Raw genomic sequence first — 24,715 nt, 5'->3', positions numbered from 1 at the left:
TGATTAAAGTTCTTCGGAAGTTCAATTTCTCTAATTTAGATAAAAGAGTTGGGCTTTATGAAAATATAAAGGCGTCAATTGTCATTAGGCAGACAAAAAATTGGAATCAGAGGAAATAGATTTCCCGTTTGAAAGGAAACACTAAAACAATTTTTTTATGAAAACTCACCTGATTGTATCACTAATCTTAATTGCTAATGGCTTGTTTGCACAGAATAAGTATGATGAATTCACCAACCGTGCTGATAAATTTTTAAACAAATATGTTGAAAAAGGAAGGGTCGACTATGCAAGTATAAAAGATAATCCCAGAGAAATAAATGATATGTATGCTATGCTTGCTGATATTGATTTGCAAGGAAAGGATAAAAATGAGTTAACAGCATTTTATATTAATGCATATAACATTATAGTTATTCATCAAATTGTAAAGTATTATCCATTAAAGTCGGCGATAAATAAGAATGGATTTTTTAACATGATAAAGCACGATGTAGCAGGTGAACAATTAACTCTTGACAAGATTGAAAAAGGTAAAGTGATTTTTAAATACGGTGATCCACGTGTGCATTTTGCTTTTAGTTGTGCAGCAAATAGTTGTCCTGAGTTAGCAAATTTTGCATTCAAACCTGAAGTTCTTGATAAACAGCTTGATACCAGAACAAAAAAAGCTGTCGATGACAGCAATTTTATTAAAGTTAATACTTCGTCAAAAAAGGTTGAATTAAACCAGATTTTCGAGTGGTATAACAAAGATTTTACTCAAAAGGGACAGGATGTAATTACCTGGATAAACCAGTACAAAACAAATGATATCCCAAACTCGTTTAAAGTAACATATTATAGCTACGATTGGGGATTAAACATCCGCTATTGAATATAATAAAAATTTGGTTGTTGATAAGAGGCTGAGAGATCAGCCTCTTTTTTATTCAAAATATTCGTTTCCGTTTGAGTCAATAAACCCTCTGACACCTTTAACTCTTACTTCGATCAATCCTTTATTAAGATTGCTAAGTGGAGTACCAATCCTGTCATATTTTATATCAGTGATCTGCTTGTTGTTAACAGATACTAACCCGAATTTGCCATTTTTACTAACTTTAATTAGGCCATCAACAAAAAACTCGCTTAGCTTGTCATAGTAAAAAGGTACAATAGTTTTGTCTTCGGTATTGATTACTCCAGCTTGTCCTTTATTACCAACTACAGCATAACCATTAAAGAAAGGTCCGCCAAAATCATATTTAGGTTTAATGATTTCATTTCCATTAATGTCAATAAAACCAATTTTACCTTTTTGATGAACCATAGTATACCCATCAGAGAATTTTACAACAGGAAGGTCATATTTAAATTCAGTGATTTTTCTTCCTGACTTATCAATATATCCCCATGATTCATTTAACCTGACTGCAGCTCTTCCTTCTTTGAAGTGGTCTACATCTTCATATTGAAAAGGAATAACGATCATACCTGCCTGGTCAATAAAACCCCATTTGTCATTTAGTTTTACTGCACCCATTCCTTCTGTAAACCATAATGCATCTTCATAAGCAAAAGGCACAGCTACATTTCCTTTTCTATCGATATAACCCCATTTCCCTCTTTTCTTCACGCAGATAATTGGAGCTACTTCGGTAAATATTCTGGCAAAAGGAACGCTCTCATATTGAGCCTTGATTACTTCTTTGCCATTTTTGTTAATAAAGCCCCAAAGACCATTTTTGAAAACAGGAGCCAAGTCACCGTTAAACTCAGAGATCTTATCGTATTCTCCAAATTTTACAATTTCTTTACCTTTGGCATTGATCATTCCAAGGTTGTCGCCTTTTAAAACTTTAGCCAGGCCACCTTCAAAATTTTCAATGATTTTTGAGTATTGAAAAGGAATTACAATATCACCGCTTTGATTAATGAAACCGACTCTTCCATTCATTTCTACTGCCGCGAGCCCCTCTGAGAATGGATTTGCATTATCATATTTGAAGTTGATGACTACCTTTTTTGATTTGTTGACATATCCCCACTTATCGCCTTTACGAAATGGGATAAGTTCTTGAGCATATGATAAGTTAACACCTATGATAAGTGCAACTACTAAATAAAAAGATTTCATATTAGTTAGGTTAAAATCGAAAAAATGTTTCCCAATATATAAAAATGATTTGAAAAAAATTATAAAGTTAACTGGTTAAAAGTTTCTCATTTTTAATACTGAAATAAATTTAGACATCTCAGTATAAGAATTTTCACCAATATTAAAAATAAGTTTATTGTCATTTTCTGTCACGACAATCTGTTCGCTTAAGTTTTCAGATATTTCATATTTATTTAATGCATGTTCGACCCATTTGACTAAATGCCCGGGGCCTTTGATATTATATTTTCTATTAAAATTATTTTTCCGGATGAACCGGCCCTGATCCAGATCAAACTCAAATCCCTTACCAGCAAATAAGTCATTGATAGAGCCATTCATTATTAATTCTTCAGGAAGTTTATCAATGAACTCACCCTTGTCGTTTAGCAACCAGAAGCGGTGACACTTTTGAATCGCAAGGTCAAGGTCGTGCGTGGCTGTGATTACAGTTTTATTTTTAGTTTTTACCAGGTCAGATATCAAGCCAAAGATTTCCATTTTACTAGGTTGATCAAGGAAGGAAGTTGGCTCATCAAGGAATAATATTTTGCTTTCTTGAGCCAAAACCCTGGCTATCCATGCCTTTTGTAGCTGTCCATCACTTAATTCACTTAGTAATGCCTTTCTTTTATAGGATATTCCCGTTGCCTCAATCGATGAACTTACAATCTTCAGGTCTTCTTTAGATAATCTTCCATGCCATGGAGTAAACGGATATCTCCCTAGCATAACCAGGTCTTCAACCCGCATATTTGCTATTACTTCACCACGGGTAAGTACTACTCCTGTAAGGATAGCTTTTTGATTTTCTGTTAGCTTTTCAGATTCGATCCCGTCAATTACAAGAGAACCACTAAGACTTGGCTGAAGTAAACTCAAAGTCTTGAGAAGTGTAGATTTTCCACTGCCATTTTGCCCAACTAATGCTATGTTTTCTCCCCAATTGACAGATGCATTAATCTTTTTAGCAATAGGGTGATTTACCTTGTATCCAATCTCAAGGTCTTTTAATAAAAGGGCGATATCGTTACTTGATTCTTTCAATTGAAGTTCCCGCTAATTTTTTTTCTTAACAGATATACGATCACCCATGGAGCACCAAATAGTGCAGTTACAGTATTTATGGGTAATACATAGTCAAAACCAGGCATTTGGGCTATTATATCACAGAATAACAAAATAGCTCCACCGGTAATTGCTGTTCCCGGAATAAGCCAGGCAGGATGATATGTTTTAAAAAATTGTCGTGTCAAATGCGGTACTGCTAAGCCAATAAATCCAATTGGACCACAATATGCTGTTATCATTCCCGCAAGGATACCTGCAATTAGCAATACAATAATTCTTACTGTCTGAACCTTAACACCCATAGATAAGGCATAGGATTCGCCAAGATTTAATGCATTGAGTGGTTTAATTATGAATAGTAATAGGACAAGGCAGATAATAAGTGAAATACCCAAGCCTGAAATTTCCATCCAGCTTAAAGCCCCAAGGCTTCCCATTGTCCATAAAAGATACCGTTGAATATCTTGAGACTGACTGAAATATTGAATTAGGCTGATCATTGCACTTACAGCAGATGAAATCATCAAGCCGACTATTAGTAAGGTTGTGTAATCTTTATTTATAGACTGGATTAACAAAAGCAGTATTAATACAGCCATCGCGCCAAAAATTGCGGCAAAGCTTACCATGGTAGTTTGGTGTATTTCAATGCCAATAATGGCGAAGCCTGCATACCACCCTGTCATGATTAAAATGGCAACAAATAGCCCGGCGCCACTACTTACCCCAAGGACAAAAGGACCGGCAAGCGGGTTTCTAAAGAAATTTTGCATTAATAATCCGCTTATTGAAAGGGCTATTCCTGCAATTAAAGCTGTGATTGCTTTTGGAAGTCTATAATCTATGATAATGTCCGAATATATTGAATCACCATTGCCTGAGAAAGCATCAAATAGTTGTCCGGGAGTCAGAAGTACCGAACCAAGACACAAGCTCAGTATAAATCCGAGACAAAGTACAACTATCAGAATGATAAATATGGTTGACTTTCTCATTGGAGCGCTTTGTAATAAACAAGTTTGTGTTTTTCAGCCATTTCCGGATACATAATTTTAACCATATCTTTTAAAATGATATGAGGTTCTACCGGACCACGTTCAAAATAATCATTACCTCCATTTTCTCTAACCTTTCCAATGTAAGTATAAACGTTCTTATCTTTTACCGCCTTTATTGATTCGAAAAGTTTATCGTGATCTTTTAACTTTTCATAATTTGAAAATGCAGCAGCGCCTATCCAGTACTCAGCGTCTTTTGCTCTTGTTAATATCACTTCCTTAGCCAAAGGTAAACCCCCGGTTCCACTTTTATCTTCCCAAATATATTTGCCTCCTGCATCTGCAATCAATGTGGCCATATAAGAATCGCCACCCGGCGCAAACCATGCATCTTCATAAACCATTCCGCTGGTCACACCTCGTTTGTTTTCGATAGATGCAAGCGATGATTTTAAAGATAGATAGTCATTTTTAATGCCATCAAAGATTGAGATAGCTTCTTCATATTTCCCTGTCAATAGACCAAAAACCTTGATCCACTCAGCCTTTCCTAGAGGATGGGGTTCTTGAAAATCCTGAATATACAACACTGGGACACCTAATTTTCTGATATTATCTATGCTAGGGTCTTCAGTTCCAAACAGGTTAAGAAGCATCGCATCAGGGTTGATTTCAGCTACTTTTTCAACATTCCAGGATATCTGGTTCCCCAGATCTATTGTAGTGCCTGAATTTATCTGTTCAAGTAATTCCGGATCATAGATTAATTGCTTACCAGGGAACCCTTTAATTATTTTCAAGCTTTCTAAAGTATCCAGAAAACCGATGAATGTCGAGGATCCGATAATTACTTTATCTAAAGGTATTGATAAACTTGGAATATCATTATTTTCTGCTGAAGAGCCATTTGTTAGTAAGATTTCGCTTAAAGGTTTTTCATTATTTGTGTCAAACAACTTTAACAGATATCCATCCTCTTTTTTCTCGATAGAAAACCCTTTAGCGTAATCATTTTTGATTATTCCGGCGTCAGTTGAACCTTCATTTTTAGCTGTTTTTTTACAACTAATGGAAATGATAGCCAGGAAAAACAGAGCTGTAAGTATGGTGAATGGGTTTTTCATTTAAAAGTGTCTATGCTTATGACTTGCTGGTAAATAGTTTTCGTAAAACTATGAAATTCATTTATACTTTGTACATTTGCACTGCATTTTGGTTTCGAAGGGTATACTGCCTGGAGAATTAATAGGGAATTTCGTGTAAATCGAAAGCTGTACCCGCAACTGTAAGCATTTAAATGCTGTTGTCCAATCTGCCACTGTGAAATCACGGGAAGGCGACAACAGGAATGCAAGCCAGGAGACCTGCCATACTGCTCAAAATTCAAGGCTTTCGGAGTAAAGGCGTTGGAAGACTAGGTCTTTTAATTCTTCACGTTATCGTGGTACCAGAAGCTTTGAGTCATTGTTTTAAAAATGATTCAAATGCGAGTATTTGTTGTATTAATTATCACTTATCTTTTTTTGCCAACCATAGGGTTTGGGCAAGGCGATTCTGTTCGTGTGCTTAATGAAGTTGAAGTTGTTTCTTCACCATGGGAGAAATTTGTTCCTGCCCATAAAAAGTACCAATCTGATTCACTAACCACTCAATTGGTGCCTTATCAGAGTGTTTCTGCAAGGCTTATGTATATCTCTCCTGTTCATATCAGGTCGTATGGAGTAAGCGGGCTTACCACTATTTCCCAAAGAGGATTTGGCGGTTCGAGAACCAAGGTTCTATGGAATGGAATGGATCTCCAGAGTTTGTCAAATGGATCCATGGATATTGGTCAATTACCAGCATTCTTTTTTGATAACATGGCATTGTATAGCGGAGGGCAGTCTGCCGTTGCAGGTTCCGCAGCGATTGGAGGTATTCTTGACCTTGAACCATTATCAGCTAAACCTAATTTTAGAAACCAGAGTCGCATTTTTCTCCGGGCGGGTAGCTTTGAAAGTTATTCAGCAGGAGTAAAAACATCCTTATCCAAAGGAAAGCACAGCGGTTCGGTAAAGTTGTTTTATCATCAGGCTGATAATGATTATAGTTTTGAAAACACCTATAAAAAGGGTTCTCCTGAACAGAGAATGGAGCATTCAGGACGTCAGAATGGATCGGTGGCTGCAGATTATTTGTTTAGACTTTCTAACCCGTTGAGCATCTCTGCAGCTTATTGGGGGTTATATTCCGATAGTGAATTACCCTCATTGGCATCACAATCTAAACTTTCCGAAGAAGAACAAGAAGATACATATCATCGGGGAATTGTCAATTTCATGGTAAGAAAAAGTAATTATGACCTTGATTTTTCTTCAGGTATTGATATCCAAAATATACTTTACCGGGATGGAAGTACAGACCTGGAATCAAAAACTAAGAGTTTCAGGTGGCAGAATAGTGCCAGTTATGCACACTATTTTGAAAAATTCACCTTAAATCTATCAGCCAAAGGTAATAGGGAAGAGGTTACCTTTAATAACACCGGGGCTCCGGTAAAACGAAGAAGGCTCACGGGTGAGGTGCTGGGTTCAGTACGGTATGAGCCATCATCAAAGGCAGTAATCACTGCGGGATTAAACCAGACTCTTGTAGAAGGAGTGAAGGTTCCTTTGACTCCTTCAATATCAGGGTCATTTCATTTGAATAGAATCTTGTTAGTAAAAGGGGAGGCAAGTAGAATTTTCAGAGTGCCCACCTTCAATGATTTGTATTGGGAGGGAAGTGGTGCAAGAGGAAATCCGGATCTGAAGCCCGAATCAGGCATTAGTGGTAGTGTTGGTACTAACCTTAATGTAATTTCAAATAGAAAAACCTCAACCACTTTTAGTATTGATTTATATAGTGCGACACTCAATAGCCAGATAATCTGGTCTCCGGCTGAAGATGGTGCCTGGACACCTCAAAACCTGCAAAAAGTCTGGTCGAGAGGTGTTGAGATGGAGTCATTGACTAAAGTTGATGGTAATGAAGTCGATTTTATGATCCGGTTAAATTATCAATTGACTCGAGCTTCTTTAATGGAAGATTCAACTATTGCAGAAGAATATACCGGCAAACAAAATCAACTTTTCTATACTCCGGAACACGTCTTTGGGGGTAACATTTCAGCAGTTTATAAAGCCTGGACATTGGCTGTCTTCAATCAATATTCAGGAAAACAATTTACTACGCTTGATAATAACCAGCGATGGGTACTTGATGGATGGTTTTTATCAGACCTGAATCTGTCTTATACTATGAAAATCAATGACCATGCACTCACTTTTTCGGGAGAGGTTAAAAATGTATTCGATACTGCCTATGAAGTGAGGCGAGAGCGAATTATGCCTGGTAGAAATTACAGCTTTTCAATAAACTTTTTAATAAACCACTAATATGATACGATTAAAATCTATGCTTTTGGCCCTGGTTGTGGCCCTTATTGCTATTTCTTGTGATGAAAATGAGCCCACTGCTCCAATTGATGCTGAAAAAGGTTTTCTGATTCTTAGTGAAGGTGCTTTTGGTAGCGGAAATGCTTCATTGTCCTATTTTTCCTATGCCGATTCATCCATAGAAAATGATGTTTTCTACAATACAAACAATTTTGACCTGGGAGATCAGGCTCAAGGTTTGACTTCTTATGATGATAAAGTTTTTATTACGGTACAAAATTCTGCTAAGGTTGAGGTTATCAATTCTGGTGACTTTACATCAGTAACTACCATTGATACCTTATTATTAAAACCAAGATATACTTTTGCAGGATCCGAAGGAGTTTTCATAACAGACTGGGTTGACGGGTATAATGGAAATATCAAAAAATATGATGCGGTGACCTACGAATTTGTTGATTCAGTAAGTACAGGTTCGGGGCCTGCAAAACCGTCATTGGTAAATGGAAAAATATGGGTGCCAAATGGTGGAGGATATTCTACAGACAGTACCATTTCAATATATGACACTGATTTGAATTTTGTGAAAGAAATTGAATCGGGAATTAATCCGCTATTCGTGATTGAAGATAAATCCGGAGATATCTGGGTAATGTGTAAAGGAAAATCGTGGCCGGAAAGTGATACTAGAAAATCATCAGTATTTAAGTATGATGACCAGGGTAATTTTATAGAGAAAATTGACGGTATTGATGGCCAATATTTTAACTCTTTAGCTTACGATCAGGCCAATGATAAAATTTATCTTGGGACTTCTTCAGGAATTCATGTTTTAGACACACAAAGTGGTAACTTGACGCAAGATAAAATATCAGTTTCAGGAGTTTATGGGTTAGGTTTTGATACAGTAAACAACTGGATTCTAGTAGCGGTATCTACCGGTTTTACAACAAATGGCGAAGTGCATATTTTTAATAGCGACGGATCATTTGTGAAAAAAGCAACCGTAGGTATTGGACCAAACGGATTTTTATATGTCGAAAAGTAAAAATTATATAAGCTGGAGCGGCGGTAAAGACGCTGCTCTGGCTTTATACATAGCGCAAAAGGAAGGGATTGATGTAAGTCTGCTGTTTACTTCGGTTCAAACATCTGTAAATCGTGTAAGCATGCACGGAGTAAGGATGGAATTGATTGAAAAGCAGGCTGAAATTATAGGGCTGCCTTTGCATACTGTCGGGTTGTCACCAGATACTTCCATGGAAAGCTATAAACAACTCATGGAGAGGGAGACTTTGAAGCTGAAGGATATGGGGTATTCAGGCTGTGTATTTGGAGATATATTTCTTGAAGACCTTAAGAATATGCGCGAGGAGCAACTGAAAAGTGTAGGGATGAAGGCTTATTTTCCTATTTTCAATAGAAATAACACTAAGGATTTATTGTTGGAATGGATAGATCTTGGGTTCAGGGCTAAAATAGTTTGCTGTAGTCTTCATAAGCTTGACAAATCATTTCTTGGTAGAGATATCGATGTGGATTTTTTAAATGATCTACCTGAAAATGTCGATCCATGTGGTGAAAATGGTGAGTTTCATACATTAATTTATGACGGGCCAATATTTAAGAAACCTTTGGAAATAACTACAGGAGAAATAATAGAGCGTACTTATGAGGCTTCAACTCCAGGAGCTCATGACACAAAATTTGGTTTTATTGATGTTTTTTAATGGTGGAGGGTGGTTTTGGAGTGCTTTTTAACTGCCGAACGTTGCATCTTTTTTTTGTGATTTGGTAAGAATCCCTTTGGGTAATGAACCACTGACCAATTAGCGATAAATATTGAGAGGGTCAGGGATATGCATATTCCCGTTTGAAAGCCTTTTGTAATCAGTGATAGCGGGATAAAGAGTAAAGCCGTAAAACCAAGCAGGTAATACAGGTATAAGTTTGCTCTGGAAAAAAGAGTCCTGAATTTCTCAACCGTGGACTTTAAACCTGAGTGTTTTTCTGAGGTAGAAATATTTTCCTGATGAAGAAAATTCCTGAACTCAGTCTTTTCTTTTGGCAATAGCCAATTATCAGAACTATTCATAAAAATACGGTTCCTATTTTAGCTTAACGTTATCAAAGTAAACTGGAATTTCGAAATAAGCAAGATATTTCTTAATGGGTTATTAACATTTGGGCATAAAAAAAGCTGTCCGGGGAGGACAGCCATCTTTCAACCAAAACATTAGGATTTATCAACTATGCTAATGTGATAACGCTAAATTAGAAAAAAAGTTTAACATTCAAACTATATTTCTGAAAAAAATGTCAAGTAACTTGTCTTTTCCGTCCGATGCGTCAATATATCCCGACAAAACCCCCGATTTTATCGACGAAAACTCTTCTTTCACTTGAGGATTTTTGTAAAATATATTCATAAGCTCCTCTGATATCAACGTGTTTAACCAGTATAAATGCTGGTCTCTACGGTTTTGATCGAGGTAGCCGGTTTCTCTATTTTGAAAAATGAATTTTATTACAATATCGAGCACTTCTTTCATTCCCTCGTTCTTTAATGCCGATGAAATTGTTACCTTGGGAACCCAACCATTTGGTTTAGGGGGGAAGAGGTGCATAGCATTTTTATAAGTTCGTTTTGCTCGTTGTGCCTGCTTAATATTATCACCATCAGCTTTGGTAATTGTTACCATATCAGCCATCTCCATAATGCCTTTTTTGATACCCTGAAGTTCATCTCCGGCACCACTAAGCATTAGTAGCAGGAAGAAGTCGACCATTTCCTTGACCATCGTTTCACTTTGACCCACTCCAACCGTTTCGATCAGAATCATATCAAAACCGGCAGCCTCACAGAGAAGCATCGTTTCACGAGTTTTATTTGCAACTCCTCCGAGCGATGTTCCAGCAGCAGAGGGGCGAATGTAGGCATGAGGGTTTCTACTTAAATTTTCCATACGGGTTTTATCACCCAGGATACTTCCCCTGGTAACTCTACTCGAAGGATCGATAGTTAATACTGCCAGCTTGTAGCCTGCATCAATTACGGCATGACCAAAAGATTCTATGAAAGTGCTCTTACCTACTCCGGGAACGCCGGTAATTCCTATGCGAATGGTATTGTCGTTTTTAGGTAGCTCTCTGATGATATCTTTAGCAATGATCCGGTCATCTTCTCTGGTGCTTTCAATGAGTGTGATAGCTTTACTTAACACAAAACGGTCACCTTTTAAAATTCCTTCGAGGTATTGTTCTTTAGTGAGTCGATTTCTCGTTCTTTTAGCCTTAGTCATGAACCGATAGTATAAATTTTGATGGAAATTAACTAATTAATCCGTTTTTGACCAAGGATATAGACGTTTGCCCTGAAGGATAGTTAAAATTCCTTTGTTTAGTATCAAGTGGCATGCTTTGTGATAATAAAACCAGTAAAAGGCATATAGTCGTCGGGTAAATTTTCTTTTTAAAGATAATTTCCGTTTTTGTAGGGGCGTTGCATGCAACACCCCTAAAACAATTTTAAAATTTACCTGAACGACTAGCAACGACTTAAAATGACTAGATATATAATATTATTAATCGGAATGCTGGCAGGGCATGTGTTAATAGCTCAAAACTCTGAATATACAGTGTTAATTTCCGAGGGATTTAATCAATATAAAAGTCCACAAACCGGTTGGACACCACTTCAGGCTGGTGCAATTCTTTCGGAAGATGTAACTATCAAAACGATCTCAGGTTCTTATATTGGTCTAGTAAACTCAGAGGGTGAGACTAGGGAAATTATATCAGATGGAACAATAAATTTAAGCTTAAATAAAAAGAGCAAGGATTTGATTTCTGATGAGGGAAGGCAGGTGATTATTAATAGTTCGGAATTTCTTTTAGGGAAAAGTGATATAATAAATGAGGGTAATGTTCTTGAGGCCTCGGTGATAACTGATTCAGATGAAAAATATGGTAAACTAACCATGTTAATTCCGGAATTAAGTGAAGTATATGATTCGGAAATAGTCGTTAGTTGGTTAGCTCCGGATGATGTGGATATGGCCTTTAATGTCGAGGTGAGAAATATTCACAATGAGGTGCTAAAAAAAGAGCGCATTACTAAGCCATTAATAAAAATAAATATCGATGAGGCTCCATATAATGTGTCAAATATGATTATGGTAAGTGTGGTAGCTGAAGGAGAAATGGGGAAGTCGGCTAAAATTGGAATAAAAAGACTCAATGAAGAAAAAAAGAGAAGATTGACTAAAGAAATTAATTTGTTTAAGCCCTATTTAGATATGAATAGTTCTTTGGATATGGTTATTTTAGGAGCATTTTTTGAAGAAAAGGGATTACTTATCGATGCGATTAAAGCATATAAACGAGCAGCTGAACTCACACCGGGAGTTGAATATTTCAGAAAGATTTACCTTGAGAGTGTTAAAGGAAGTCAGCTGAGGTAGGATTTTAAAATCCTTGTGGGGGCGAAGCCCATGCTACCCAAAGCTGCTGTTCGACATTTGCAATGTCAAACTACTATCGTAGGATCTGTGATCCGACTTTCAACTATTATTCAGTGTTACTTCTATATTATATCACCCTTCTGTATGTCATTTATCTTTTACTTATTTGGAATTAATGTCAAATTTCTTGACAAAATATATGCGATTCCGAGTTGTTAATAGAATAAAACTTGAAATTTATATTTGATAATTCTTGACATCTATCCTACTCATGTAATATACTTGCGGCATCTTTCAACATGAATAAAATTTATTATTACATATCACTACTGGCGCTGGTCTTATCAGTTAGTCCTATTTTAGCACAGATTAAAGTTAATGTACCCTTGAATAGTACAGAAAGAGCTGTTCTTCAGGCTTATAAGGATGCGAAGAAGTATTATGAAATGGCTTCTGAGTATAAGAAGGAGATAAAAAAATATCGAAAGCAGTATGAAAAAGATAGTGTAAGATTTGCTAAAGATATTTGTAAAAAATACAATAAATGTGATCAAATCGAATTTGATAGCCTCTCAAAATATGAGAATTTATTAAAAGATTCAGTTGAAATAAATGAACTGGCAAGGCTTTCAGGTAAAAGTAAAGAGTTAGATATACTTCAATCTTATACTGATAGTTTAAAATCAATTTCAGAATACCAGCTTGATAGTTTAAAGCCGATTATTAGAGATGAGCTAGCAAGGGTTGCAGAAGAGGAGGCTAAGGAGTTTATTAAAAAACAGGAGTTTAGTGATCAATTTTCTCAATTAGAGCAAACTCTCGGTTCAGGAGAAGGGCTAGATTTTGTTCAACAACAAATGACACAGGTAGAAAACTTGCCTCAAAATGCCGCCTCGCAAGCTCAAAATATTGTAAAAGCACCAACTCAGAAAGTTTTTGCTAATCAACAAGCTGCATTGGAGCAAGGTCAAAAAACTTTAGCTAAAGCTAAAAGATTTCATTCTGATGTTCAGGATATCAGAGATCTTCCCAAAAATCCACTCGGGAATAAAAGTTTAAAGGAGCGGCTTAATTATGGAGGTTCACTGGTAATTAACGGTAGAGATCAGATAAGTATCGATGCTGCTCCTTTTGTTAGCTATCAAATTTATCCTAGGTGGTCTTCAGGCATTAGTGTTGTAGCCAGATTTACTGTCTGGACCAAAGATTCTTATGTGCCTTCTGAAGTATCAAATAACATGATTGGGGGAAGAGTATTTACAGAGTATGAAGTATTAAAAAATCTTGGTGGATATGCAGAATATGAGCAGGTCCATCGCGAGATGAAAATCCATGGTACTGACTTCACCGAAAAAAAATGGATTCCCGGAGTTTATATAGGAGCTTATAAGGGATTTGAATTAACGTCGAAAATAACAATCAAAACATATTTTTTATATAACCTGGCATACGATGAGTTTGGCTCACCTGTTTCTGACAGATTTAATGTCAGGGTAAGTTTTCAAAACAATAAATAAACCTGAATTTCTATGTTTAAAAAGCTTTTGTTTTCAGTCATAGCTTTTAGTGCAATCTTTCTGCATTCAAGAGGACAGAGTCTTGGGCAAATGGCGCCTTCAAGTAATACTGTCAGTGCCAGTATTGGTAATGTGTCAATGTTTACTGGTCAACCTGGAATACAAATCCCACTTTTTTCTGGTGGACCTACATCCATGAACCTTTATTACTCAGCTAATGGAGTAATGCCTGATGTTCATCCTTCTTCTGTAGGTTTAGGATGGAATTTATCAGTTGGAGGTCAGATAATTCGAACCGTAAAAGGTATTAAAGATGAAACTCCTGTTTATGGGTATGAGTTTTCTTACAACAAATTTAATAACGACCCTAATTGGAGTGTAGAAAGTTATTTGAGTCAGACATCTAAACAAACGGCTGATCCGGATGGAAACAATAAGATTGATGATGTTTATGATCTTGAACCTGATGTTTTCAACTTCTCGTTTTTAGGAATTTCAGGAAGCTTTTCTTTCTCCGAAGATGGAACAATTAAAGTTAATTCAGCTAGTCCGGTAAAGGTAGTTATTGAAGAAAATTCAAGATTTACTCCAAACTATTTTTCCAGACTTCAAGATAAAGTTGACCCTACTTACCAGACTATTACCATTATCGATGACAGAGGGTATAAATATGAATTTGGTAATGGCGCATATGAGTTCAGTGATTATTTAAACTTTAAGATTATTGCAATGCCAGATGATCTTGTTTCTGATTTGACAGTAAATAATTGGAAATTAAACAAGGTTATATCACCAGAAGGTGAAGTGATTGCAAGATATACTTATTTTAGAGGACCATATCAAATTAATATATCCAGGTCATTAAATGATCAAACCTTTGATATCAATGGTCAGGTTTATTATGGAGAAGATGCGGATGAACATTTAACAAGAGATTTTTATAGTGCAACAATAGCATCACCTGTTTATCTGGATCAGATATGGACCAAGGGTAATAAGTATATTAAATTTTTCTATTCAGAAAGCAAAGATCTTGATTATTCTGATTCTGAATATGGTAAGGTAATGACTGTTTATAGTCAAAATCAGCCAGGTGAACTTTCCGGTGATGGGAAGTATTATTCAGAGGTTTTTGGGACTAATACTAATCTAGTTAAGTTTTATCCGATAGATCATCAATTTGACAAGGTATGGGATAAAACCTTCAGGCTCAAGCTTGATCGTATTGAGTTAAAGCATAATAGTGATCGTTATAAATCTATTGAATTCGATTATTCTAATAATTTTGATGGATCTAAGCGTCTTGAACTACAAACTGTTAGGTTTTTAAACTCACAAGATGAGATAATATCAAAATATGATCTTGATTATTACAGTTATGGTCTATTATCGCCATACTTGAAAATGACAAATGATCATTGGGGATATGCCAACGATTTAACTAACCGAAATTTATTTGAAGATCGAGAGTGTAGACTTACAATCATGGAGTGTGGGTTGAAAGATCCAACTCATGATCTTAACCTGGCTTTAGATGGCACATTAAAATCGATAACTTATCCTTCTGGAGGGAAAACAACCTACTTTTTTGAACAGCATAAATACAAAGGAGAAGTAAACTCACTTTCAAGGTCATATTCTCCACTAGGGTTAGAGAAGAATGCAGGTGGTCTACGTATTAGCAAAATTCAAAATGATGATAATAATGGCAATGTTTCGACCATAGAATATCTGTATGTAAAAGGGTATGATGGTATAAATTACGAAGGATCTAGTGGTATTTTAGAATTTATCCCTAAGTATGATATCACAGGCACGGGAATTACCAATTTATCAAAGCAAGTAGAATTTGAAATAACAGGAAGTTACCCTGTTGTGCCTTCTACATCAAATTACCATGGTAGTCACGTTACCTATTCAGAAGTAGTTGAGAAACGAGCTGATGGTGCATTTACAATCTACAAGTTTTCTAATCATGATAATGGTTATGGAGACTCTCAAGCAATTGCATCTTTTAATGGTGAAGCAAACCTGACACCTACTTACGTAGATAATGGGTATAAAAGAGGTCATCTGTTATCAAAATCAACCTTTAAGGTAGATGATACGACTCAACCAATACAAAGAACAGAAATTGAGTATTCAATTTATAACCCGAATGCAATCATTAAAAATGTAAGGCAAGTCGGTTATAATATCAATGATAATGACTTTGTGGTAAGTAAAACAGCATATCATACGTTTATAGGGAAGTTTTTACCTTCTAAGAAAAAATCATTTGTTTTTGATGGTCAGCAAGAGATGTCAAACGAGACTATATTCCAATACAACACATTGGGTCAAATAACCTCTGTCTCTTCAAAGACTATTGACGGAGATCTTGAAGAAAAGAAATTCACATATGCTTATGAGGATAATTCTTTAATATCTTCTAAAAATATGCTTTCAGTGAAGAGTAAAACAGAAAGCTATTTGAATGGGCAATTACTTAATACTAATCGTGTGGAGTTTTTGGAATCTGATGAGTTTCCGGGAAATATTTATCCTTCGAGAGTAACAAGTCAGTTAGGCGAAAATGGGCAAATTGTTGAATCAATGGTAATTGATGAGTATGATCAATATGGAAACGTTTTGCAAGCGACTTCAAGATCTGGGAAAATTGTAAGTTACCTTTATAATTATAATTTCAATAAACCAAAGGCTATTGTTGAAAATGCGAAGAATTTTCATTCTTATATAACTGTTTACAATGATAGAACTGATTTTTTACTTTATTCAGCTCCACAATCATCAGGAACATTTACAAATGCAACGCAGTCTGATATAACTGTTTCACTAAGAAATACTCCCGATTTAACCTATAATGAAAATCTATTTGTTCAGATTTCAGGTGGAGGTATAACAAGAAATACTACTCTATGTAAGGGATGTATTAATTACCCTGAATCCAAAACATTCACTTCGTTACCTGCAGGTACATATACAGTCACTTTGAGTTCAATTAACCCAATGAATGCGAGTATAGCTATTGATTATAAGGTAGCAGCACAAGAATTTACCGGAACTGTGGAATTCTACTTTGAAGATTTTGAGTCTAATTCGAGCCTCAATTTTAACCGTACAATCTCATTTGGTGCTCACACCGGAAGATATGCTTCAAAAGGAAGTTTTACTTTTGAGTTTGAAAAACCAAATTCTAAAAATTATTTCATTAGTTATTGGTATCTGGAAAACGGAAACTGGAAATTCTCTGGAGAACAGCCACTGGTTACAAATGCTAATAATGAAGTTGTGCTTTCAGGCGCTACCGCATTCGATGATATCCGAGTATATCCTGAAAATGCAGTTATGATAACCAAAACTTATCATCCTGTTTATGGCATCTCAAGCCAGACTGATATAAATAATATAACTGTTTATTATGAATATGATGATTCGGGCCGACTTAAGTATACCAGGGATCAAGACGGTAATATTTTACAAATCAACGAATACAATACTATAAATAAATAATAGAATGAGAGCTTATAAAATATTTACAACACTATTTCTGTTATTTACTATTGCTGACCAAACATTCAGTCAATGTAATTTGGGAAATTATAATTATTCCCTGACAACTATAATTACAAAAGAGGGTGTTGATCAAACCACAGATATTTGTTCATTATCCGAATACGAAAAAAGTGTATCAATTACATATTATGATGGTTTTAACAGAGCTATTCAGATAATCGGATGGAGATCTAATCCATCAGGGTTGGATATAATTCAACCGATTAAATATAATAATTTAGGTTTGTCTCCAAAGTCATACTTGCCTTATGTAAGCAACTCTAATGATGGATCGTATCAGTCAAACGCTTTAAATGATAATTATACATCGAGTGATCAATACCAGTTTTATCAGAATACAACTGGTGATTATGCAACTTCTATTAGTCCATTTGCAGAGTCAAGGTTTGAGTTATCTCAAAGAAACACAATACTGGAACAAGGTAGTGTTGGTGAAGCCTGGCAGTTAAACAATGGAAACACGATAAAGTCGGATGTAAAGTTTAACAAAAATGATCAGGTTTATTTATTTAAACTTAATGCTTCTGACCTTCCGGTCATTGCAAAGTCATATTCGTCTATTGCTGATCCTGAACTGATCAAAAATATTATTCAGGATGAAAATGGTCATTATGTAATATCATTTACTAATAGGCGAGGACAAGCAATATTAAAGCGTGTTCAAGTTGCTGAATCTGTTGATTTAAACACATATAATCCAATTGAATGGGCAGAAACTTATTCTGTATATGACGATTTGGGAAATGTTCGATTTGTACTGCCTCCGATGGCTACAAAAGCTATAATAGATGGTCAAGCCATTACACAATCATTTTTAGATAAGTGGGCATTTCAGTATAAATATGACAACCTAAACCGAGTAAATAAGAAAAAGGTTCCTGGTTCTGACTGGACATACATTGTTTATGATGAAAGAGACAGAGTAATTCTTGCTCAGGATGGTAATCAGCGAAATCCTGCTACAGGATCACCATGGTGGATGTTTATAAAGTACGATGTATTTAACAGACCTGTTATGACAGGAAAGTACGAAGATAATACCCACCTAACCCAGGAGTCAATGCAATCTTATGTTAATGGATTATTTGGAACTTCAGGCTATGAATGGTATGAGGAGTATGGCGGAACATTACATGGTTATACTGACAAGTCATTCCCTAAAAATGTGCCTCAAAATGAATATCTGACAGTAGCATATTATGATAATTATGACTTTAAGGGCTTATCTGATTTTGGATCTTCATACGATTACGATGCTACACACTTAGGGTCTATTGAATCACCATTTGGCACCTTTTCTTTTCCAACATCTTCTTTTGACAGAGTTAAAGGAAGTGTTACTGGTATGAAGCGAAGAGTCCTTGGGTCTTCGCAGTGGCTACATTCTGTAAACTATTATGATAAAAAAGGCAGAGTTATTCAGGTTGTATCAGAAAATCAGACAGGTGGTAAAGATAAGGCTAGCAATATTTTTTCATATGCAGGGCATTTGTTAAAGACATATACTGAGCATAATATGAATGCTAATCAAATTGGCATTGTTCAGCGATTTGATTATGATCATGCTGGAAGAGTACTGCAGGCTTACCACCAGGTACATCAAAATGGAAATTGGCAAGAAGAGGTGATATTATCAGCTAATGAATACAATGCACTCGGGCAGGTTATCGAAAAGAACATCCATGTAGTAAATGGTGAGCCTCTACAGAGTGTCAACTATGAATATAACATTAGGGGATGGCTAAAAAAGATCAATGATAGTGAACGCACCGACACTAATGATCTTTTCGGGATGGAATTTATGTACAACGAAACAGTTCAGGGATTTTAAGACTTTCAACCACAATCAAAATGCATAGATTTTTTACGATATTATTACTGGGGAGTATATTGTCATTTGCTTCTCAAGCTCAGTTTGGTACATTTTCAGTTCCTATTGGTGGAGGAGGAGGTGATGGTGATCCTCCCGTTTACGCGAAGGAGCCTTCAGCAAGGGTCACCAATTTTAAACTAGTCTCCTATAACTGGTCTACAGGTTATGCTACTTTTTCGTGGACAAAGGCTAGTGGTACCAGTGGTACATTTATTATGTATAGGGAAGGAGCTACCGTTTCTTCTGCTCCGGTAGATCATAACTACTATCAGGTTGGAGGATATGTAAAATACAGTTATAATAAAGTAGCATACCGTGGCTCTGGTACAACGTTCTCTATATACTTAGATCCTAAAAAGCAGATTTACTTTAGGGCATATTCTTATAATGAAACTGCTGATGATATTAATTATTGTTATAATTCATTAGCTCAAGATCTATATGTTCCTGATCAAACTACCTCGGCACCAAGTTATGGTCCTGAGAATTTAACTTCAGAATATCAATTAAGTGATGGAAGCAATAAATTGAGTTGGAGCATGGTAGCCCATAATAATAATTCGGAAAAGTTTATTGTTTTGATGAAACATGGAGCTATCCCTACTTATACTCCGCAAGATAATGTAGCTATTACTGGTAGTAATACTCAATCTCCGGAAGGAATAGTTGGTAAGAATGTTGGTGACGGTACCTATGTTGTATATGAAGGATCAGATTCATCACTCATTCAAAGTGCCCTGAAAGATGCAGAAACTTATGGAGTAAAGATTTTTGGTTATAATGAATCGTCAATAGGTAACAGAAATTATCTACAATCAAAACCTGCTTCTTTATTATTTAAGAATGCTCCACCATTATACAAACCTCAATTAGCTGAAGTTTTAAAAACAAAATACACAACATCTTTTAGCATAAGTGTAACTGAGCACCCTCAGGAAATTACGGGATATAAAGTATATAGAAGTACAACATCCGGACAAAGAGGAAATGTGATTAATGAATCAGCTGCTGCTTTGACAGAATTTAATGATAATAATTTAACCTTTAATACTACGTATTATTATACTGTTGAAATATTAGATGGAATTTCATCAATTGATTCTGATCAGCTTGAAATAACTACAAATGATATTGTCCAGCCGCAACTTACATTTAGTGGCTCAGATGATAGTTCAATTAATTTAAGCTGGACTGTAGATGATAACAGTTATCAAAGTGTTAAAATCTATCGAAGTAATCTTTTAGGCGTAAAAGGCTCACCAATAAAAACTTATAATGCTTCTTCTGGTCTATCCGGTCAGTTTATTGATAATAACCTGTCATCTAATGTGACGCTATATTATACATTAGAAGTTGCCTATCCTCAGGGGGTATATACTTCACAACAAATTGTAGGAAATACCATATCTCAAAACTTATCACAAGAGGTACAATACAACGGAAATATATCTGCTATAAAGTTTAGTAGTGCTACATCTGCAGGAGGAAAAGAACAGGTTTTCTCTTACAAATATGATGCGATGGACAGGCTGATCAGTGCTGATTATGCCCAAAAGAATACCAGTGGCTATTTTGCAGTTAATAATGGTGCCTTTGCCGTGCCGGAAATAAAATATGATCTCAACGGTAATATCACTGATCTTAAGCGACAAATGCTTATTGACGATCAGATTAAAGTGATCGATGAGATGGATTACAGCTATGTAAGTGGTAATCAGTTACAGGGAATTACAGATTTAAACACACAAGATGCCCTTGAGTATGGTTTTAAGGATACAAACCAGAGTAACGTTGACTTTGAGTATGATGCCAATGGAAATGTAATTAAAGATAATAACAAAGGCATAACCAAAATTACTTATAACCATTTGAATAAACCTGAAGAAGTATGGTTTGATGCCAGTGGTAATAAAAAGATTGTATACACTTATGATGCCATGGGTAATAAATTATCCAAAGTGCTTCATAATAATGGAGAGACAACAACCACTACTTATATAGGAGGTTTTGTATATGTAAATGGTGAGTTGCAGCAAGTTGCTCACTCACAAGGTAGGTTAGTACCGGAAACAGATGAAAATGGTAATGAAAAGTTAAAATATCAGTATCATCATACCGATCACTTAGGAAATGTTAGAGTTACGTATGCTGAAAGCACAAAAAATGATGTGTATTTAGCTACGATGGAATCGGAAGAAGCAGGCCGTGAAAATCAGCAGTTTGAAGGCCTTGATGCAGGAAGGGTTCCTTACCCGGCAAATTCGACTTCTACGCAGACATTCATTGATGCGGGGATGGAAGAACCACCTGCTGGGCACAATTTTAATGAAGCACTTCGTTTAAATAGCAATAACCCTGTAGGTGGAGGGATTTCATTAAAAGTAATGAAAGGTGATGTTGTTGATATTTCTGCAACAGGATATCATGAAAATGCATTAGGAACAAACAAGTTGTCTAGTGCAATGTTAGCAGCTACAATAGCTAATATGTTTAATCCGGCTGCAACAGGTTTTGGAGAATCTGTTAGTCAAGTGGAAAGTTCATTTTCTCAAGGGTATGATGCTTTAGGAACAATAGGTTATTCTACTGAAAATGGAACCGGAGGATTTCTGAATTATATGGTGTTTAACAAAGATTTTGAGTTTGTAACAGGTGGTTATATGCAAATACCTACACAAGCTGGTTATCATCATGAGTTGAAGTTTACTCCGATTACTATAGAGCAAGAGGGATATATCTATGTATATGCAAGTAATGATAGTGATGGTACGAGTTCCGTATATTTTGATGACATTAAAGTAGTTCATGACAAGAAGCTCGATGTAGTGCAAAGTGAAGATTATTATCCGTATGGTATGTCATTTAATAAGTATAATGCGGCACATAAGCAGAAAAACCAGTTCCTGTACAATGCAGGTACTGAGTTAAACGAAGCCACAGAACTTTACGAAACCTTCTATCGTAACTATGACCCTACAGTGGGCAGGTTTAATGGTGTGGATATTAAGGCAGAGATGTATTATGGTATATCACCTTACCAATTTGCAGGTAATAACCCAGTTTCATATAATGACCCGATGGGAGATGCTATTTTTGGTGGGCACAACGTTAATACCTTTAATGGTAATTCCATGTTAAGGTTTCATAATGGAAGTGCAATTGATTATTGGGAAGGTGTATTTGATGATTTAACTGGTGCTGGAGGTAATAGTTATTCGGCCGGAGATGGTGTTGTTGGTGCTATATCAAAGCTAGGTAGATCTGAGTTTGGAGGATCGTGGTCAAGAATTAATGGGATTAATTATTTTACTTCAGATGAACAGGTAAATAATGCTGCTCATCAATATCATGATTATCATCAAAGTTGGTTGGGTACAAAGTATACGACAAATATTGAAATGAATGGAGAAAGTATGTTTGTAAAAGAAAGATTACTCTTATATGAACTTAATGAAAGCGGACACTTTTTTCAATTTGTTAACGGTCGTATGGTTGTGCCTGGCACCAACATGTTATTTTGGGAGTATCTTGCGATATCAAATGACAGTGGATTTAATTCTACAAATAACAGTGGTTTAGGTATCTTAAATGGGGTTGTAAATGTAGGAAGATTAATAGGTTTAGCGAGTAATTCATTACTTTTAAGTGAAGAGTATCGAGCTGGATCGAATGGTAAATATTATCACACTAATAGTGGTAAGATTTACAGTAACCGATTCTACGGCAATCAGCACGTTTCAAAATATACTGTTCAGGCTTCTAAACTCAATACGGCAAGTACAGCAAGATTTGTCTCGAAAGTTTCAAACGGACTAGTTGTAGCAAGTGCTGCGATAACAGTTTATGACGGAATTGCGAATGGTTGGCAAAATCATCATACAGCTGATCTCTTAATAACGGGTGGCATTTACGCTTTAGCTGCATCCGTTCCGGTAGCTGGCTGGATAGCTGGAGGTGTCTACTTTGTGGCTGATGTAGGCACACAGTATTATACAAATAAGAGTTTAACAGAATACCTATTTGATTAGCGATGTATCATTTTGTTTATTATTTCATTTACGGTTTTGCAAAGAAGAAGAACCCTACCCCAGAATCATATTCTGCTGGTGCGGTAATGTTCATGGTTGTCTGTCATTTGGCCTTATTGTTCGGTTTTATTAAATATTTTTTTAGTTGGTCTTTACCCAGTTTACACGAGAATTATTTACCGAATAAACTATTGCTTTTGCCAATATTCTTTTTGATTTATTGGATCACGAGTAGTTACTATGAACAGCAATCAGAGAGGATTTGCGAGAAGTATGATAAAGTATACGGGAAGGGTAAAAAAAAGCTCTACAGCGGCAAGAACATAATTGGTGTTATAGCCTTGTACCTTATTCCATTATTGATTGGAATACAGCTCGTTAATCTGTCAAATTGAAAATTGTTTCTTTTTAGTTTAACATTTGCCGAAAGATAAAAAGAAGAATATCAAAGCCTCCGGAATATTTCCGGAGGCTTTTTTGATTGCGGTTAATTAGAATTTACCGTTAGGTACAGACAGATATTTCACTTACTGTAAGTTGTATCAGTATATCATTAGAGGGTTTTTTTATTATTAGGGACTCATTGTTAATTGGAGTAAAACCGTTCAATATGATGAGTAGAGTGGGGGTGATTTTCCTGTCTAATTGTAGGGGTGTAGCATGCTACGCCCCTACAATCAAACAGAAAAATTTCATGTCATATTGACATTTTCACAAATCATTACAACTTGATAATCAGTAATAAACATCCTCAATCTTACATTTTTCAAAAAAAACTTAAACTTTTCCTAACCTTTAATTCACCTTCCCCGTTTTTATAGTTGTTTAAACAAGAATAAAAAATAGATTTAAATAGTTATAAAAAATGAGTTTAGTTGACGATTTGAAGTGGAGGTATGCTACCAAAAAAATGAATGGTAAAGTTGTGCCTCAGGATAAACTGGATTATATACTTGAAGCATCAAGATTAGCCCCGTCTTCATCTGGGCTTCAGCCATATAAAATTTTCGTAATTACTAATGAAGAACTTAAGCAACAAATCAGACCAATCGCATGGGATCAGTCTCAGGTAACTGATGCTTCTCATCTTTTGGTTTTTGCTTCATGGGATGGTTACACTAATGAGCGTATCGAAAATGTATTTAACTTCATGATGGATGAGCGTGGTCTTCCTCGTGAAACAATGAACGATTACAGAAATAATATCTGGGGTCTTTATGAGCCGCTGGGGCAGGAGTGGCATGCTCACCACGCTGCAAAACAGGCTTATATTTCTTTTGGTCTTGCAATAGCTGCTGCTGCAGAACAAAAAGTTGATGCTACTCCAATGGAAGGCTTTATTCCGGAGAAAGTAGACGAGCTACTAAACCTTAAAGAACAAGGGTTGAAGAGTTCATTAATCCTTGCATTAGGGTACAGGGATGAAGAGAACGACTGGTTGGTGAACATGAAAAAAGTAAGAACACCAAAAGAAGAGTTCATTACCGAAATAGCGTAATTGATTGACAAAAATAGGTTGTGTGAAGTCCGTAGCGAGAGCTACGGACTTTTTTTGTTATTTGTTATCTGACCACCAATATACCCCAAGCGCAAGCGTCTCGCTTGTGCTAAAAACGCAAGTGTCCCCATTGTG

General features: G+C 35.9%; 16 protein-coding genes and 1 riboswitch. Of the genes, 10 read left to right on the top strand and 6 right to left on the bottom strand.

From position 1 onward, the window contains the following. Positions 1-157 precede the first annotated feature (157 nt). Positions 158-877: a DUF547 domain-containing protein gene (locus HH304_RS13950; protein ID WP_169682677.1), complete on the top strand. Its 720-nt coding sequence runs from the start codon at positions 158-160 to the stop codon at positions 875-877. A gap of 51 nt (positions 878-928) precedes the next feature. Here HH304_RS13950 and HH304_RS13945 read toward each other — a convergent pair whose 3' ends face one another. The 4 genes from HH304_RS13945 to HH304_RS13930 form a co-directional block, all read right to left on the bottom strand. After that, entirely contained in the window at positions 929-2,119 is a 1,191-nt protein-coding gene (locus HH304_RS13945) for a WG repeat-containing protein (protein WP_169682676.1), read from the bottom strand. Between the two features lie 75 nt (positions 2,120-2,194). After that, positions 2,195-3,187: an ABC transporter ATP-binding protein gene (locus HH304_RS13940; RefSeq protein WP_169682674.1), complete on the bottom strand. Its 993-nt coding sequence runs from the start codon at positions 3,185-3,187 to the stop codon at positions 2,195-2,197. Then, on the bottom strand, positions 3,184-4,206 hold the full coding sequence (locus HH304_RS13935; RefSeq protein ID WP_271711623.1) for an iron ABC transporter permease: 1,023 nt from the start codon (positions 4,204-4,206) through the stop codon (positions 3,184-3,186). The genes HH304_RS13940 and HH304_RS13935 overlap by 4 nt, the downstream gene beginning before the upstream one ends. After that, entirely contained in the window at positions 4,203-5,333 is a 1,131-nt protein-coding gene (locus tag HH304_RS13930; protein ID WP_169682672.1) for an ABC transporter substrate-binding protein, read from the bottom strand. The genes HH304_RS13935 and HH304_RS13930 overlap by 4 nt, the downstream gene beginning before the upstream one ends. 72 nt (positions 5,334-5,405) lie before the next feature. Then, a riboswitch (cobalamin riboswitch) is annotated at positions 5,406-5,595 on the top strand. A 98-nt stretch (positions 5,596-5,693) separates the two neighbouring features. On the opposite strand from HH304_RS13930, the gene HH304_RS13925 reads away from it, so the two are divergent. The 3 genes from HH304_RS13925 to HH304_RS13915 are packed head-to-tail and all read left to right on the top strand — an operon-like array spanning position 5,694 to position 9,355. Continuing rightward, on the top strand, positions 5,694-7,625 hold the full coding sequence (locus HH304_RS13925; protein WP_169682670.1) for a TonB-dependent receptor plug domain-containing protein: 1,932 nt from the start codon (positions 5,694-5,696) through the stop codon (positions 7,623-7,625). Position 7,626: 1 nt separating this feature from the next. Next, positions 7,627-8,673, top strand: coding sequence for a YncE family protein (locus tag HH304_RS13920; protein WP_169682668.1), 1,047 nt, complete (start codon positions 7,627-7,629; stop codon positions 8,671-8,673). After that, a complete protein-coding gene (locus tag HH304_RS13915; protein ID WP_169682667.1) occupies positions 8,660-9,355 on the top strand; it encodes a Dph6-related ATP pyrophosphatase in 696 nt (231 codons plus the stop codon). The genes HH304_RS13920 and HH304_RS13915 overlap by 14 nt, the downstream gene beginning before the upstream one ends. Here HH304_RS13915 and HH304_RS13910 read toward each other — a convergent pair. Further along, positions 9,352-9,720, bottom strand: a complete 369-nt coding sequence (locus HH304_RS13910; protein ID WP_169682665.1) for a hypothetical protein — start codon at positions 9,718-9,720, stop codon at positions 9,352-9,354. The two genes, HH304_RS13915 and HH304_RS13910, sit on opposite strands and share 4 nt — an antisense overlap. A gap of 199 nt (positions 9,721-9,919) precedes the next feature. Next, complete coding sequence (gene meaB, locus HH304_RS13905; protein WP_169682663.1) at positions 9,920-10,927, bottom strand: methylmalonyl Co-A mutase-associated GTPase MeaB; 1,008 nt, start codon at positions 10,925-10,927, stop codon at positions 9,920-9,922. A gap of 261 nt (positions 10,928-11,188) precedes the next feature. Between meaB and HH304_RS13900 the strand changes: the two genes are divergently transcribed. From HH304_RS13900 to HH304_RS13875, 6 genes are all read left to right on the top strand, one after another. Then, positions 11,189-12,088 (top strand): hypothetical protein, encoded by a 900-nt coding sequence (locus tag HH304_RS13900; RefSeq protein WP_169682661.1) that lies wholly within the window; start codon positions 11,189-11,191, stop codon positions 12,086-12,088. Between the two features lie 299 nt (positions 12,089-12,387). After that, complete coding sequence (locus HH304_RS13895; protein WP_169682659.1) at positions 12,388-13,605, top strand: hypothetical protein; 1,218 nt, start codon at positions 12,388-12,390, stop codon at positions 13,603-13,605. A gap of 12 nt (positions 13,606-13,617) precedes the next feature. Next, on the top strand, positions 13,618-17,118 hold the full coding sequence (locus HH304_RS13890; RefSeq protein WP_169682657.1) for a hypothetical protein: 3,501 nt from the start codon (positions 13,618-13,620) through the stop codon (positions 17,116-17,118). Between the two features lie 4 nt (positions 17,119-17,122). After that, positions 17,123-19,012 (top strand): DUF6443 domain-containing protein, encoded by a 1,890-nt coding sequence (locus tag HH304_RS13885; protein ID WP_169682655.1) that lies wholly within the window; start codon positions 17,123-17,125, stop codon positions 19,010-19,012. A gap of 20 nt (positions 19,013-19,032) precedes the next feature. After that, on the top strand, positions 19,033-23,082 hold the full coding sequence (locus tag HH304_RS13880) for an RHS repeat-associated core domain-containing protein (RefSeq protein WP_169682653.1): 4,050 nt from the start codon (positions 19,033-19,035) through the stop codon (positions 23,080-23,082). Between the two features lie 865 nt (positions 23,083-23,947). Then, positions 23,948-24,580: an NAD(P)H-dependent oxidoreductase gene (locus tag HH304_RS13875; protein ID WP_169682651.1), complete on the top strand. Its 633-nt coding sequence runs from the start codon at positions 23,948-23,950 to the stop codon at positions 24,578-24,580. The last annotated feature ends 135 nt before the right edge of the window (positions 24,581-24,715 follow it).

The organism is Marinigracilibium pacificum, from assembly GCF_012926615.1.
GTDB lineage: Bacteria > Bacteroidota > Bacteroidia > Cytophagales > Cyclobacteriaceae > Mangrovivirga > Mangrovivirga pacifica.
The sequence above is the reverse complement of the archived record's forward strand: the minus strand, read 5'-3'. Positions and strand labels throughout refer to the sequence as shown.